This is a genomic window from Neorhizobium sp. T6_25 (genome assembly GCF_002968555.1).
Lineage (GTDB): Bacteria > Pseudomonadota > Alphaproteobacteria > Rhizobiales > Rhizobiaceae > Neorhizobium.
In genome coordinates this window covers 38939-51964 of the sequence record NZ_PVBL01000009.1, presented here as the reverse complement: position 1 = coordinate 51964, position 13026 = coordinate 38939, and the positions used below count along the sequence as shown (strand labels likewise).

17 protein-coding genes are annotated in these 13026 nt (G+C 59.5%); 4 read left to right on the top strand and 13 right to left on the bottom strand.

Annotated features, from left to right (window positions below; all coding sequences use genetic code 11):
* Nucleotides 1-13 precede the first annotated feature (13 nt).
* The 3 genes from C5L10_RS14395 to C5L10_RS14380 all read left to right on the top strand — a co-directional run bounded on the left by C5L10_RS14395 (nt 14) and on the right by C5L10_RS14380 (nt 1206).
* Nucleotides 14-232, top strand: a complete 219-nt coding sequence (locus C5L10_RS14395) for a hypothetical protein (protein ID WP_105430247.1) — start codon at nt 14-16, stop codon at nt 230-232.
* A 106-nt stretch (nt 233-338) separates the two neighbouring features.
* Entirely contained in the window at nt 339-683 is a 345-nt protein-coding gene (locus C5L10_RS14390; RefSeq protein ID WP_105430246.1) for a hypothetical protein, read from the top strand.
* 295 nt (nt 684-978) lie between these two features.
* Nucleotides 979-1206 carry a hypothetical protein gene (locus C5L10_RS14380; protein WP_105430244.1) on the top strand — a complete coding sequence of 76 codons (228 nt, stop codon included), beginning with the start codon at nt 979-981 and terminating at the stop codon, nt 1204-1206.
* A 1-nt stretch (nt 1207) separates the two neighbouring features.
* On the opposite strand, the gene C5L10_RS14375 is transcribed toward C5L10_RS14380, so the two are convergent.
* Nucleotides 1208-1933, bottom strand: coding sequence for a Crp/Fnr family transcriptional regulator (locus C5L10_RS14375; RefSeq protein WP_105430243.1), 726 nt, complete (start codon nt 1931-1933; stop codon nt 1208-1210).
* A 130-nt stretch (nt 1934-2063) separates the two neighbouring features.
* Entirely contained in the window at nt 2064-2336 is a 273-nt protein-coding gene (locus tag C5L10_RS14370; RefSeq protein ID WP_105430242.1) for a hypothetical protein, read from the bottom strand.
* A 238-nt stretch (nt 2337-2574) separates the two neighbouring features.
* On the opposite strand from C5L10_RS14370, the gene C5L10_RS14365 reads away from it, so the two are divergent.
* Nucleotides 2575-2940 (top strand): thermonuclease family protein, encoded by a 366-nt coding sequence (locus C5L10_RS14365; RefSeq protein WP_105430241.1) that lies wholly within the window; start codon nt 2575-2577, stop codon nt 2938-2940.
* A gap of 82 nt (nt 2941-3022) precedes the next feature.
* Here C5L10_RS14365 and C5L10_RS14360 read toward each other — a convergent pair whose 3' ends face one another.
* The 11 genes from C5L10_RS14360 to C5L10_RS14305 all read right to left on the bottom strand — a co-directional run bounded on the left by C5L10_RS14360 (nt 3023) and on the right by C5L10_RS14305 (nt 13023).
* Nucleotides 3023-3475 carry a hypothetical protein gene (locus tag C5L10_RS14360; protein ID WP_105430240.1) on the bottom strand — a complete coding sequence of 151 codons (453 nt, stop codon included), beginning with the start codon at nt 3473-3475 and terminating at the stop codon, nt 3023-3025.
* Nucleotides 3465-3770, bottom strand: a complete 306-nt coding sequence (locus C5L10_RS14355) for a hypothetical protein (protein ID WP_105430239.1) — start codon at nt 3768-3770, stop codon at nt 3465-3467. The genes C5L10_RS14360 and C5L10_RS14355 overlap by 11 nt, the downstream gene beginning before the upstream one ends.
* 248 nt (nt 3771-4018) lie before the next feature.
* Complete coding sequence (locus C5L10_RS14345; RefSeq protein ID WP_105430237.1) at nt 4019-4318, bottom strand: hypothetical protein; 300 nt, start codon at nt 4316-4318, stop codon at nt 4019-4021.
* On the bottom strand, nt 4300-4683 hold the full coding sequence (locus C5L10_RS14340; RefSeq protein WP_105430236.1) for a hypothetical protein: 384 nt from the start codon (nt 4681-4683) through the stop codon (nt 4300-4302). Before C5L10_RS14340 ends, C5L10_RS14345 begins: the two co-directional genes overlap by 19 nt.
* Nucleotides 4683-5261, bottom strand: coding sequence for a lysozyme (locus C5L10_RS14335; RefSeq protein WP_105430235.1), 579 nt, complete (start codon nt 5259-5261; stop codon nt 4683-4685). The genes C5L10_RS14340 and C5L10_RS14335 overlap by 1 nt, the downstream gene beginning before the upstream one ends.
* Nucleotides 5233-5478, bottom strand: coding sequence for a hypothetical protein (locus C5L10_RS14330; RefSeq protein ID WP_105430398.1), 246 nt, complete (start codon nt 5476-5478; stop codon nt 5233-5235). The genes C5L10_RS14335 and C5L10_RS14330 overlap by 29 nt, the downstream gene beginning before the upstream one ends.
* A 23-nt stretch (nt 5479-5501) precedes the next feature.
* Complete coding sequence (locus tag C5L10_RS14325) at nt 5502-5813, bottom strand: hypothetical protein (protein ID WP_105430234.1); 312 nt, start codon at nt 5811-5813, stop codon at nt 5502-5504.
* Nucleotides 5813-8629, bottom strand: coding sequence for a LamG-like jellyroll fold domain-containing protein (locus tag C5L10_RS14320; protein ID WP_105430233.1), 2817 nt, complete (start codon nt 8627-8629; stop codon nt 5813-5815). Before C5L10_RS14320 ends, C5L10_RS14325 begins: the two co-directional genes overlap by 1 nt.
* 12 nt (nt 8630-8641) lie before the next feature.
* Nucleotides 8642-10156, bottom strand: a complete 1515-nt coding sequence (locus tag C5L10_RS14315; RefSeq protein WP_105430232.1) for a hypothetical protein — start codon at nt 10154-10156, stop codon at nt 8642-8644.
* Nucleotides 10153-12564 carry a phage tail protein gene (locus C5L10_RS14310; protein WP_105430231.1) on the bottom strand — a complete coding sequence of 804 codons (2412 nt, stop codon included), beginning with the start codon at nt 12562-12564 and terminating at the stop codon, nt 10153-10155. Before C5L10_RS14310 ends, C5L10_RS14315 begins: the two co-directional genes overlap by 4 nt.
* Nucleotides 12565-13023 (bottom strand): hypothetical protein, encoded by a 459-nt coding sequence (locus tag C5L10_RS14305; protein WP_105430230.1) that lies wholly within the window; start codon nt 13021-13023, stop codon nt 12565-12567.
* Between the last annotated feature and the right edge of the window lie 3 nt (nt 13024-13026).

Sequence of the window (13026 nt, the reverse complement as noted above, 5' to 3'; positions counted from 1 at the left end):
CGGGAGACCTGCCGTGCCCAAGTTCGTCGACCATCACCGAGGCTACCGCATCGCGATCTACAGCCCCAATGACCACTATGCGGTCATAACTCCGCCCGGCGGCAACGCCGTCCTGCAACTTAGGGAACAGGTTCCGCGCGCGACCCTCGTGGAGGGCTTGGCAACCTGCCTCGAACGGGCGCGGCAGCTGATTGACGGATTGGTCCAGGGATCGACCGAACAACCCCGTTGACTCTCCGGCCGACCAGAACATAATTAGAACGCTGGACCGCGACCAAGGCGGTTATCCACAAACGATCCACAGCCTTATCAACACGCTTAGGCGTGAAGGAGAAGTCATGTCTGAGGATGACAATGGCCTGAGACATCTTGGCGAACCAATCTGCGCCAAATGTGGCGGCGGGCTGGTCTATGAAGGCGAGGCGCCGGAGCCCGGCGACATCATCGAGTGCGAGAACGCGAAGTGCGGGCGCAGGGGCACCTATGCCGAGGTCACGGCCGATTGCGAGGCGGTCTACGCTCAGTTCCAGGACTGGTATCTTCAGCAATCGGCGCTGGGAGGGCCGACAATGAAGGAGATCCGGAGGTGGAAGCCAAAGGGAAAACGCAAGTTCACGATGAAGATCGTGGGCGCTGGGCGAGCCGATGACCTGAAGCGAGGTTTCAAAGCCATCGAGCTATGACGTCCGCTTGGAAGAGGAAATACCGTTGGGTGCGGACGTGGCCCGGCGAAACGGGCCTGAATGGTAAGCCCCACGAGGACTACGTCGGCTATGACGGGAAAGCGTATATCGGGAGGATCTTTCTCGACCAGCAGACCCTAAAGGCCGGAGCGTGGCGCTGGGCAGGCGGGATGCCGGAGCGCTGCCGCACGATGACGATGCCGAACAGCGGATGGCTTCCGACGGCTGCCGAGGCGGCGAAACAGGTCGAGGATTATTGGGACGCTATGCTCGCAAACACCGGGATACACAAGAGATGAGCGATGATCGCACTGCCACTCACCCAGCCGCGCCGGTGCATTTCGAGCACTGGTGCGAACGTCCCGGCTGCAAACAGTGGGGAGGCTTCGGCTTCGAGCGCGACAAGACGAAGACGGATTGGTTCTGTATGGAGCATCGGCCGGAAACGTATCGCGGCATGCAGGTGCGCAGAAGCTCGGAAATGCATGTGAGCGCCGAATCGCCAGCGGAAGGCACAGCTTAAGTCAGGACCGCCTGATCGTGAGCCCGATATGCTTTTCGTATTCCTGCTCTGGGACGCCATATGATCCGCCAGCGATGTCTTCCAGCTTTGACCGGTCCACGACCTTGATGTTGCCGCGGGTTGCCTTGATCGCGTGAACACCTTCGAGAATGTGAATCTGATCTGTGACGCCGGAGCGGCGTACCCCGAGCATAAGCCCGAGGAACTCGTGGGTGAGCGGCAGATCGTCGTCTTGCACACGGTCGTGGCACATCAGAATCCAGCGTGCCAATCGCTCAGGCATGTTGTAGCGGGCATTGGCGAGAGCTGAGTGCGCGAGCTGCAATTCGCAGCAATGGACATATCTGAGGAGCACATCGTTCGCAGAGGGAACCTGTTCGACTGCTGATAGAAGCGCAGATACCGGAACTGAAATTCCGCTTCCCTCAACCTGAATGAATGTCCTGTTCGGGGTCTGGTTCACCTTGAGAAGCACGTGCGCGCCTGCCATGCCATCATGCCCGATATGCCCGACTTCCACCGACTCATCGTCCGAGTTTGTCGCCACCAGCGACGCCAGCCCTCGCTCCAGGAAGTAAACCACTTCTGTCGGCACCTCGGGCGTGACCATCTCGAACTTCAAGGGAAGCTCAACCGGCCGCATGTGGGGTTGCAGGATTTCGAACGCTTCAGGAGGAAGAGCGCGAAGGAGAAGATTTCGAATCCTAGACTGCAAAAAATCGAACATAGCCCAGCCTCAGCGGGATAGAGCCCGACCTCATGCCGACCGGTGGCGAAGTGTCAGCAATAACAAGCGTATGCGCCAGAATGCCTCGTCCGGCCAAGAGCCGCGGGCCGTTTGTACGTTTCTGACAATCTCAAGATGCGGCGGCCCTGGCTGTGGCCAGGCTTACGTGATCGATGATCTGAACGGCGGCCGAAAAGGAAAGAACGATGACAGTGAAGCCATTCTCATCCGTGACGTTCATGATCCAGGCCGAAACGTCGGTCTCGGTCAGCATAGAACCCTTCAATCGTTCGGCGATGGTCTCGATCGCCTCACTGCGGGCACTCTGAATGTCGGGGTGCTCCGAGCCGACAGTATCAGGCAAGTTGACACTATCATGGAGATTGAAGAAGTACCGGGCCATATGGCTGTCGCTCCTGTCCAGGCAAGAGCGAAACGTAATCTCTCAGCCATCCACGCCTGTGATCGATGGCGGATGATGAAGGACTTATCGCATTTAATAACGTTCTAAACAAGGCCGCGCCGTCCCCGCAGCCATTGACGGCGCTGAGTTCCGAGCTTCTCTTGGGATATTCAGCTCGGCATCAGATGGTAGGTCAGCAAGCTAAGGCTACGGATGCAATGAACGGAGCGGTGGGAAAATGATCGGGGCGATCATCATCTGCGCGTCGCTGACCGCCGTGGACGGCGACACCGTAAAATGTGACGGGCAGAACATGCGCCTTCTCGGACAAGGCGTCGTCGACGTCCGAGGCATAGACACGCCTGAAATCGGCAGCCATGCGAAATGCGAGAAGGAGCGCAAGCTGGCCTTGATCGCGAAGCGCCACTTGGCCGACCTCATCCGAGGCAAGCGGATCAAGATCGAGGCGAAAGGCGTCGACGATTTCGATCGTCCGCTCGTGAACCTTTATCTGCCGGACGGGCGCGAGGTTGGGCAGATCCTGCTGAAGGACGGAACGGCGCGCGAATGGTGGCCGGGGAACAAGAACGACTGGTGCAAATAAAAAAAGGCCTCCCCCGCCCGTGAAGGCAGAGGAGGCCAATCAGGTCCGCTGTGGATCGCGGACGGACTATATCAAAAGTTAATCACGGGTAGAAGTCGGTTGTGGTGGTCCAGAACGGATGACACCGATGGGTCAGCTGGGCGAAGCTTCGGTTTCGAACCTCGCTGACTGGCAGGCCAATGATCCATGGGCCAGCGCGCTGATACCCGACCGGGCGGTTTGGGCTCGACGTATCGTTCGGCTCTCGCATCAACTGCACCGAGACCCTGTCGAAGTCTCCCGGCCGGTCTCCTGAAAACCAAGCTATGCCGACATATTCACAATCGCGGATCTTCCGGAACGCCGCCCGGATCTGCGTCTGCCCGTCTGCCGTCGGCTCGATCGTGAGGATATCGAGCTTGCCGACCACGGGGAAGAACCTGGTCTCCATCGCCGGCCCGACCGCATAGACGGTGAAGACCATGGCGAAGAAGGCGACGACAGCGCAAAGCATCTTCACGCCCACCACGATGGCATGAGAGATCCTATTGCCCAATGACCAGTCCTCCCTTGAACACAAAATTGGCGATGAGGGCGACAGCCGAACTACCGAATGCGGCGAGAACCCACCATCCCAGCTTGTAGACGGCCTTGATGCTGTTCTCGATGCCGGTAAGCCGCTTTTCGAGATACTCATCTCTTACCTCCTGAACGGCCTTGTCCTTGTCCATCTCAGCACTGATTTCCTCAATGCCTTTGCTGATCGCGGAGATTTTGCCGTTGTATTCGGTGATGATGCGGGCATGTCCTTGGACGTCCCTTTCGAGGAAGTCGATCCGCTCTGGACTCATCCTCTCCCCTTTCTATGCGGTGAAGGCCTGCTATTTTACTGCCGGGCATGATGGATTTCAGGGGGCGCCAATGCGCCGGTGCAAAGACTGCCGCGATACCGGGTGGGTCTGCGAGGACCACCCGACAAAGCCTTTCACGGGGACTCACGGATGCGGATGCGGCGCCGCCGGCATGCCCTGCCCCAGATGCAATGAGCGATGGGACAGCCCGCCGGACGTGTCAAAGGTGTTCCAGTCGGTTATTCACGTCAGCGGGAAGAAGGTGAACTGACGATTCTGCTCTTCATGTCCTCGCCCCATTGGGCGCAGTCCGCTGATTGCCGATCGCGATTGTCCGCGACCACGTCCCAGCGCTTCAACGTGATCACGCGCGGCTCGCTCGGCTTGGGCTTGACCCGTTCCATTTTCGCCGTGCAGCCGGCAGGAAGGTCAGGGAAAGAGGTCGAGGCCTGTGCCCGCCCCCTCGCCTCCGCTGCATTCTCCGCTCGCTCCTGAACGCTCTGGCAGCCGACCAGCAGCGTCAAAAGGATCAGTGACGCCCGTACCATTGCAACTCCTCCTCGCTCCAGGTGTCGAGGCCATCCTTGCGGGCCTGCGCATCGAGCTGATCTATCTTTGCCTCGGCTGCCTGACGTGCCAGCTCCGTCGCATCAGCGCGCTCCTGCGCCTTGGCGGATGCCGCATCGGAAATAGCCCTGCGGCGGCGCTCCTCATCGAGCTGCGCTTGAACCGTGTCGCGTTCGAACTTGGTGACCATGTTGGCCGTGGCCGCATCCATGCGGTACCTGACAATCCCTGGGACGATCTGGCCGATGAACGGAAGGCGAATGCCCTCGTAGAATAGTACGGAAAGGCCAATGCCTACCAGGACGGCGATCGGCAGCTTGATGAGGTCGGATAGGCTCGCGAACATCAGAGGCCACTCACGCAAAGCTCAGCTTCGCCGATGCGCTGCGCGTCACCCATTTCCCGGCGGCGAACCAGCCCCGTGACCACCTGACCTCCTGCCCGGTTCCAAGCGGTCTGAGCTTCGCACGCCTCCCGATATCTGCCGTCACGGATGAAACCGGCTGCTCGGGATCCGCACATGCCGGCGACACCGAAGTTATAGGCGCCGGAGATCGCGGTCGCCTGGACGCTGATCGGCTTCTTGTCAAAGTTTGCGATGCATTTCGTCAGCGGGGTGTAATAGTCCCGGTAGACGCGCTTGATCAGCATCGCCTCGCATTCGGCCGGCGTCTTCGTCATGCCAGCAGTGATGCCCTTAGTCTCGCCGTAGCAGATGTCCCAGATCTTGGCGAACGGGTCCCAATGCGATTTGAGGACCAGCCCTTCCCACGGCTTGATGAGATGGTCGACGGCAAGAACGACCGCGACCGGCGGCTTGCTGGCGAGATAGGCACTGTACCCGCCACCGCCGGCGAAGAGAGCGAGCACGCTCGCAATGGCTGCCTTGCCGCGGCTACTGCTGCGGATCTTGTTTATCGGCATGAACCGGCTCCTGTTGGACAAGTAGGCGCGCAACGAAAGCGCAGCACGTTGCGAGGAATGAAAGGGCTGCGAAGATGCCGGGAGGCCAGTCGAGCCAAAGCTGGATATCGGGAAGCGAGAGGACCAACTCGATCCCCGAGAGTATCCCCGCGATGATCAACAGCCGGATCGACCACGCACGGCGAAGCACCCGGCGCCAGTCCGCTACGAATTTCATAGGTGATGTCCTTGAGGGTTAGATCAGATCGGCCAGACGATCGGCGTGACGCCGCCGATGAACTCTTCAATGGTCGGCGGTGCGATCTCGCCTGCCTGGACAGCGGCGAGCTGATCGAACATGTAGTCCAATGCCGCATCCCGCCATGCGATGTAGGCCGCCGCCTCGGCGGCCCACTGTGGCTTGGTGCTGCCCTCGTAACTGACGATCGTGAGGCGATTGTCGTATTGCCTTTGAGCCGCGACAGCGTCGAGATGATGATCGAACGCGACCTTGTAGTGATCAAGCGTCGGAGCAATGCCAGGCAGGATGGCGGTTCCCCAGGAAGTCAGCATCAGAAGTTCCCCCACTGTGCTCCACCCGCAGAGACAATCGTCTTCTTGCCGGTCAGGTTACGGATGCGATATTTCATGTTCATACCGCTCGGTTGGGATGCGAGGCTGGCGTCACCCTGATAGAGTTTGTGCCCGCCGACATCCGAGATGAGCGCCACGGCCGCGGCTGTCCAGGTAGCGCCGTTGTCTCTGGAGATCTCGCCCACGAAATCGGTGTTCGGGACAAGAGTATCGCTGCCAACCCCCGTCTCGATGAGCACGCGGCCCTTTGCTGGAGAGCTGGTGGACGCTACGGCGATAGATTCAAGAACCATATCATCGTAGGTCTTCAGGTCTGTCTTTCCTTCGATTCCGAGGAATGCCAGGAAAGTTCCTGCAGCAAGAGCGGTGTAAGTTACTGGTGCTGCGACACCAGCTTCTTGGGCGGTCGTCTTCGAATAAGCGTTCACCATTCCAACGCCCTGCGCAGTCTGACTAAATAGTCCAGAGGTAACTGGGCAGTCGAGAGATACGACAAGGTCTCTAGCTAGATCAGGAGTAAACGCTATCCAATCGGACCAATGGTCTGTGGCAGCAAGAGGCTGAAAGCCGTTAGATCCGCCGTTCCATGTGACACGAGTGATCGTAGCCGGATCCATATCCCAAGCATTACCCGCCGCCGCCTTCTGCCCGATGAAGACGTTCGCGATAGGCTTTTGTACGCCGGTAGCTGCGCCAGCGATACAAATGCGAATGTAGGGAGTCGAGAGCCTTAGCAAGGCTGCGGATATGACAGTTCTCAACGTATAGATGGTTGCGACCGCTGCGGAATTTATTCGTGTTCCTTTTACTTGCGCAAGCTGGGTCTTCAGTTCTCTCGGATACCATTGGAATCCAGTAGAATCGTAGAGGGCAAGTTTGGTCGATGTCGTTCCATTACCGTACGGCGCTACAGGAGGTGTAAATGGTTCGAAGTTTCGCGCGATACCCTTACTAATTCTTATTTCGTCCAGATATCCGTTCCAAGAAAATGTTGCATCGAAGCCTCCACCGATAGTAGGCCCGTTTGTATTATGGACAACGTAGCTATTTGCATCAACGTAGTTCGCGCCTTCTTGAACACCGTTCAAGAACATTTTAGTAACACCAGCCTGGCGAACGACCCTCCAGTGAAACCAAGTGCTCAATGGAACTGTCGTTGTACCTGTTATTCTCGTGGCAGCGCTGACGTAGTAGAGCATGACGTTCGCTGCGCTCACATACAAAAGAGGAGCGGCGGAAGTCGCTGCAGTACGAAAATCCAGGATATAGTGAGCTACACCCGCGACGTTGCGGTAGGCCCAACCCTCCATATCGAAGTCGCCGGTTCCAAGGGCGAAATCATCAGACCCATCACCCATAAGTCTGCAATTGTTCACTCCGTCGAATGCAGCCGAGAATCCGCCAAATCTGGACTGAGCATCACTGACCTGAAAAGTTCCCTGTGGAGTCCAAGAATGCTTCGGAGATCCTGAAGCATAATCTTCATATCCACTGTCTGTGATAGACTTCTTTCCGGTTAGTGGTCCGTCAAAATGGAGCATCGAAACGGTGTACTGGTCGATCCCGCCATTCGGAAGATTGATGCCGGCCGTGTTGCGATAAGAGTCCGCAAATCCCCCGTTCATCCCCTGTATGCTGCCTGTGAGGTCAGCAAGAGCCAAGGCAAACGCGGCGTCATTCTTGCCGCCTGCGTTCGCAGCCAGAACCTCAATCGCCGTCTGGAGGGTCGCCGGAGAATCCGGAAGTTGCGCAACCGCGTTGTTGAACGTGACGTCGGCTCCCGCAATTGCAAGCCAGTTTTTCGCCTGCGCATTCGTCAACGCCTTGAGGACTTTGCCCGTCGCGCCGTCATAGCCGGCGAGCGCGCCGTCCGTCGATGCTCCCGGCCCGGTTACAAGATCGGCAACCAGCTTGCCTCCATCATCGATCGCCTTGCCGGTGTTGCTGCTGAAGGCGGCGACGCGGCCGACCGTAGCGCCGCCAGGGCCGAGCACATCACCCGTACCTGTGCCGTCGGTTCCCTTCGCCGCGGCCAGCTGCCAGTAGGCGTTGGCAGTCGCCGGCAGAATAGGCGGCGCGTTCCCGGTGGTCGCTTGGAGGGCGATCCAAGAGGAACCATTATTCAACACCATGTCACGGATGACGTAGGCCGTCGCGCCGGAATAGGCGCCACGGAAGTTCACCCCGATCTCGCCGGCGGGGATCGTGAAGGTGATCTGGTAGGGATCGCCCGGTTCACCGCTACCGGTCACCTCCATCTCGGCATTCGTGCCAGGCGCACCGGTGACGACCGGCTCAAAATCGATCTCAGGCGCCGGTCCGGCCGGACCAGTGCCATAGCTGAACGGACCCGCCCAATCGCCTGAAGTCGCCGAGGCCTTGATGTAGAGAGCGGCCGGATTGACGTCGATCGCCAGGAAGGCAAAGCCGGCCGGCCTCTCGTCATAGGTCGCGAGATCGGCCGTCTCGGCAGCCACGTCGTACCGATAGAGCGTCCCCGCCTCCATCGCGACCAGCAGCCGGGACAGGATGTTGCTGTTCGTTTCCAGCTGCTCGCTGAACGCCGTCGCACGAAGCAGAGCATAGGCATAGGTACCGGTTGCGCCGGTCCATTCCAGCGCTGCCGTCGCCGCGGTGTCGCCCTCGATCGACGCCAAGGGAAGCGGATTGCCTTCCCCCTGAACGAAGATCGTGCCGCCGGCCACCTGCGCTATTGCCCAGGCAGTATCAATGCCGGTCACGGCCTTGCTGCCGTTGGTCAGCTGAACTGACCCGGTGATGTAATAATCAGCCATGTGATGGAAACCCTAAGAGGTCGGGATGCCGAGGATGTAGTAGCGAATGCCGACGATGCGCGAAGCTGGGTAGTCAAATGCCCAGGCGTTGTTAGACCATCGCTCCTGATACGGGTTGCCCTCGTAGGTCCAGAAGGTCGCCTGGTTGCTGCCAAGAATGCAGAAGCTGCTATTGCCGGCGTTGTAGCGGGTCGAGTTGTTGTAGCTTTCGATGAGACGGGCGGACGGCGCCTTGACCCCGACACCAGCATCGGCGTCGGACATCACCGTCATGTATTTGACGAAGGGGAAGAACCCGGCTCCGTTAAAACCGATCGTGAAGCTCTGCCCCGCGTTCACCGAATTCGGCGGGGCATATTGAGGCTGCGCCCCGATCACCCGATACCCTTCGGCCAGGATCTGGATCGCAGGCCAGCGGCTATCGAGGACGATGTCAGCGAAGTTCGGCGGGTCAGCAGCGCCAGGTCGAAGGAACTGGACGACGTCCTGGTCGCCATCTTCGAACTGCCGCAGCACGTTGTTATTACCCGACGTCGGCGGTAACTGATTGTTCGAAAGAACAAGGTACCGAACCCGGCACGGTCCAGAGAGATTGTTGATGTAAAGCTTCGTCCCAGAGAACCAGTATTCGCACCTGGTGTCAGTGAAATAGCCACTGACGGGGTAGGAGATAACCCCGTTCTCATACTGCAGCATGTCGCAGATGGTGGTGTTATCGACCGGATAGCCGACCTCGATCTCGGTGAGCCCGGACGGCAGGGCAATGTCCCCCGCCTTGATCACCGCGAGCGGGCGGCCGGAGGAGTCGAAAGCCATCTGGGTCGGCGTCGCCGTCCGGGTGTCAAATCCCGGCTTTGCGACCCGACAGAACTCGCTTGTAATTTCCACCCCGCGCAGTCCAGGGACGGGCGATGGCGTGTCGCTGTCAAGCAGAGGTACGTTCGTCGCGGGAAGCCTCCAGACCACCAGCTTGATCAAATAGGACCCGCCGTCGAACCCGCCAAAGGTGTTTGTGTAATAGCGAATGCCCTTCCCTAACGGCGGGCTGCCGTAAAAGGTTTGGGTGTCATTGAGCCACCAGCCGTTGTTCATCCAGGCGATCATTGTGCGATAGCCAGGCTCTTGGCCGTTGTTATCTTCTGCGCCCTGGGTGAAGACCCTGAAGTTCTCGACGTAGCGGCCATCGGAGAGGCGCTGGTATTTCAGGTCGTAGACTGGCAGATCGTACGGGAGCGCGTCCCCGAAATACGAATTGCGGATCATGATGTAGCTGAAGCCAGCGACCGACCCGGGCATCTTCTTCTTCTGATAGTTTGCGTTGTTCGTCCCCGCCGGCCAGTAGGTCGTGGAATTCGGAGAGAACGACGTACTGTCTATGTCGACGATCTTCACGTCGTCGGCGAACTTGGAATTGTAGAGGAATGAGCTCCTGTTCGCGTCCGGCTCGGTGATCGGGTCGATTTCGCCCTTGGTGATCTTCACGCAGGGGACACCGAGGCTGTCAAAACCAATGAGCGTCTGGGTCATGAGCTGATCACGATCGTGCCGTTGTTGACGTCAATAACCATCTTGCCGTTCGGGCTCTGGATGATGCCGGCGTTGACCGTGCCGATGTTGGCGATGTTGAGCTTGAGTTCTCCGCTCTCAAACACCATCGGATAGCTTGCGTCGCCGCCGTCAGTGACGACGAACTGGTCGACGTTGAAGGCGGTCCGGGACTTGATCACGCCCTCGTCGGTATAGAGCTCGATGAAGAAGCCACTCTCCTTGAACTCATCCTCGATCTCAGCCTTGAGCAGGATGGCGTAGCGGACATTGACGCCTGCAGGGGCCGCCACCGCCTGAAAGGCTACCTTTCCGTTCGCCAGATTGTTGCCGAACTCGGCGATCAGCTCCTCTGTGACGGCAACGACGTTGGCGATGTCCGACGTGATGATCGCGACTTCTTCGGTGAAGCTCGCGCCGAGCTGCTGGAGCTTGCGTCCAATAGTCTGGGAAACGCCGCCGTTGATTTGGAGGTTCTGCTGCAGGCGCGCGAGGAGCGTTTCGTTGCGGTTCAGGCTGGCGTACAGTTCGGTGAAGACCGCCATCACATCGTCGCGCAGGTTGCCCAACCCGACCTCGATATCCGCGTTGCCGGCATCAGCCGAGGTTACAGTGATCGGGACGGTCCAATTGGTCGGGCGGTCAGCGATCAGCCTATGACGGAACTCATAGTCCGTCAGGTTCAAGATCCCTTCCTGGATGAACGTGACGGCCGCCTGTCGGTCCACCTGGCGGGTGAACTTGTTCGCCGGCTCGGTCTTGATCCACCACTCGAACACCACGCCGGTGACCGTCACGTCGTCGATCGGCGCCCAGGTCATGCGGAAGGCCGGATAGGTGCGGCCATCCGCTCCGGTCGCTATCACAGCAATGACGGCCCAGTCCTGAAGGGCATTCAGATAGACCGGCTCGCCGTTCGGGATCGGCACGTTCGGCGGGATGAGGCCGACCGAAGCGTAGATCTCGCCGGAGCGCTCCTGCAGGGACAGAACCACGTTGCGCGGCCCGTCGCTGCTCAAAGCCCGGATCGAGCGGCTCTGGACGACGAACACGATCGAGCCATAGCGCGCGGAATTCCACTGCACCCAATCGCCGACGCGGATCGTCTGGAACCGAGGGCGCAGAACGATGTCCGCAGTCGCCTCGTATCTGTTCTCATTGTAGTAGATCGATGCCAGCTGGTTCGCCTGGCGCTTCGAGCGCACCGTCGGAAAGTTAAGTTGGACGTCGCGCGTGCGCCGGTCGAGCGCCACCTGCGTCGGGTTGCTCTGGGTGTCATAGCCGGCCGGCGACCACATGTTTGCAGGCTCCGGATAGGTGCCGGAAACGGAATTGGTGAGGTCCGCCATTGAGCGGCGCTTCTGGAATCGCACTGGCTCCGTCACGATCAGATCGTCGTCGGTGAAGGTCTCGACGATGGGCTGTTCGGTTCCGATGATCGGCCAAGAGCCCTCGACGCTGTCGACGACGATCCCGCCGCAAGAAACCATGATGGATTCAATATTGTCGCCATGGTCGACGTCGGCGTCGAGCAGGACCGAGCAGCGGTAGCGAGGCTCGCCGCCGGCGTTCTCGTCGCAGATGTTCGCGGCGACGGCATAGCGGTCGATCGGCAGGTCGACAGCGTCCATGTCCATGCCGAGGAACAGGTCATTGTTCCACGAAAAGCCGCGCCGGTAAATGTAGTCGACTACGACGGGGTTTTCCGAGAACTGGTAGGTCGAGTAATCGCCCCAGCGATGCGGGCCGGAACCGCCGACAGTGTCGTCCTTGCGGAAGTCATACAGGCGGGCGCCGCGGATCTCGAAGAAGAAATCGGGGAACTGCGAAAGCTTCTCCTGGTCATACGTCAGGCGGGCGATCAGGTAGCACTGGCCGGAACCGACATGCGCGGCTGTCCAGCGGCCGAGCGGGTTGGAGTTGCCGATCAGTCCAGCATCGGCGGCCGTCTGGGTGCCGTCGTAGAAGACGAAGCTCATACGGCCGGCATAATCGCCGGTGACAACCGAGTAGTTCTTGCCGTTGGCGGTCGAGAGCTGCAACTGCTGGCCGCCGGCCCAAATCTTTGAAAGACCGTCGCAGGGGAAGTCGGAGAAGACGAACACCTGTTCAAGGAACTTGTTCGACTCGCCGTAGGTGTTCACGTAGCAATCATGGCCAGCGATGCCGACGACGCCGCAGGCCACCTTGCGGCTGATGTTCTCGCCATACTCACGCTCGAACTGCGTGCCGGATGCCTGCTTCTGCGACTTCTTCGAGCGATCGGCCTGGATCTTGGCGACGACCAGGCTGATGCCGATCCCGATCACCGCCTTGGCAATGGCAAGACCGATCGTGCCGAGACCAAGCGCGCCGCCGATCGCGCCAACGACTGCTGAGATAAAGGGCATTTATCGGACCTTGTAAGCGCGCTTGACGAACAGAACGGACGTGATTTCGAGCTCCGATCCGGTCGTTATCTCGATGCGCTTGCCGCCGACCCTCTCGACGTGGCCGTAGATGGTCTTCACCGCAAAGCCGGTCGAGACAAACACGCCGCAGGAGATCGCGCCGTCGCGCTCGATCACGCCGACGTCGCCGCGCTGCGCCATCATCGCAGGAATGGGATCGCCGAGCTCGGCTGCGAGCGCCTCCTCGACCGTCTCCTTGAAGCCGGCCTTGCGGAACACCTTGTAGCCATCCGCCTCGCTCCGATAGTTCTGGAGGTGCGGCAGGATGCGAGATCCAGTCACGGCCTCGATCGCGTCCATGGTCATCATCCAGCAGTCGGACACGCCCCATTGACCGGGCAACGCCAGATGCTTCGCCACAACCGCGTTGAGGCGCTTTTCCCAATCATCATGTCTCATTGG

What these genes read in the sequence shown, in the direction of transcription:
- C5L10_RS14325 (WP_105430234.1), bottom strand. Translation starts at nt 5,813, where the DNA reads ATGCTGACTTCCTGGGGAACCGCCATCCTGCCTGGCATTGCTCCGACG.
- C5L10_RS14335 (WP_105430235.1), bottom strand. Translation starts at nt 5,261, where the DNA reads ATGCCGATAAACAAGATCCGCAGCAGTAGCCGCGGCAAGGCAGCCATT.
- C5L10_RS14355 (WP_105430239.1), bottom strand. Translation starts at nt 3,770, where the DNA reads ATGAGTCCAGAGCGGATCGACTTCCTCGAAAGGGACGTCCAAGGACAT.
- C5L10_RS14330 (WP_105430398.1), bottom strand. Translation starts at nt 5,478, where the DNA reads ATGAAATTCGTAGCGGACTGGCGCCGGGTGCTTCGCCGTGCGTGGTCG.
- C5L10_RS14380 (WP_105430244.1), top strand. Translation starts at nt 979, where the DNA reads ATGAGCGATGATCGCACTGCCACTCACCCAGCCGCGCCGGTGCATTTC.
- C5L10_RS14390 (WP_105430246.1), top strand. Translation starts at nt 339, where the DNA reads ATGTCTGAGGATGACAATGGCCTGAGACATCTTGGCGAACCAATCTGC.
- C5L10_RS14345 (WP_105430237.1), bottom strand. Translation starts at nt 4,318, where the DNA reads ATGGTACGGGCGTCACTGATCCTTTTGACGCTGCTGGTCGGCTGCCAG.
- C5L10_RS14310 (WP_105430231.1), bottom strand. Translation starts at nt 12,564, where the DNA reads ATGCCCTTTATCTCAGCAGTCGTTGGCGCGATCGGCGGCGCGCTTGGT.
- C5L10_RS14365 (WP_105430241.1), top strand. Translation starts at nt 2,575, where the DNA reads ATGATCGGGGCGATCATCATCTGCGCGTCGCTGACCGCCGTGGACGGC.
- C5L10_RS14305 (WP_105430230.1), bottom strand. Translation starts at nt 13,023, where the DNA reads ATGAGACATGATGATTGGGAAAAGCGCCTCAACGCGGTTGTGGCGAAG.
- C5L10_RS14375 (WP_105430243.1), bottom strand. Translation starts at nt 1,933, where the DNA reads ATGTTCGATTTTTTGCAGTCTAGGATTCGAAATCTTCTCCTTCGCGCT.
- C5L10_RS14320 (WP_105430233.1), bottom strand. Translation starts at nt 8,629, where the DNA reads ATGGCTGATTATTACATCACCGGGTCAGTTCAGCTGACCAACGGCAGC.
- C5L10_RS14340 (WP_105430236.1), bottom strand. Translation starts at nt 4,683, where the DNA reads ATGTTCGCGAGCCTATCCGACCTCATCAAGCTGCCGATCGCCGTCCTG.
- C5L10_RS14370 (WP_105430242.1), bottom strand. Translation starts at nt 2,336, where the DNA reads ATGGCCCGGTACTTCTTCAATCTCCATGATAGTGTCAACTTGCCTGAT.
- C5L10_RS14315 (WP_105430232.1), bottom strand. Translation starts at nt 10,156, where the DNA reads ATGACCCAGACGCTCATTGGTTTTGACAGCCTCGGTGTCCCCTGCGTG.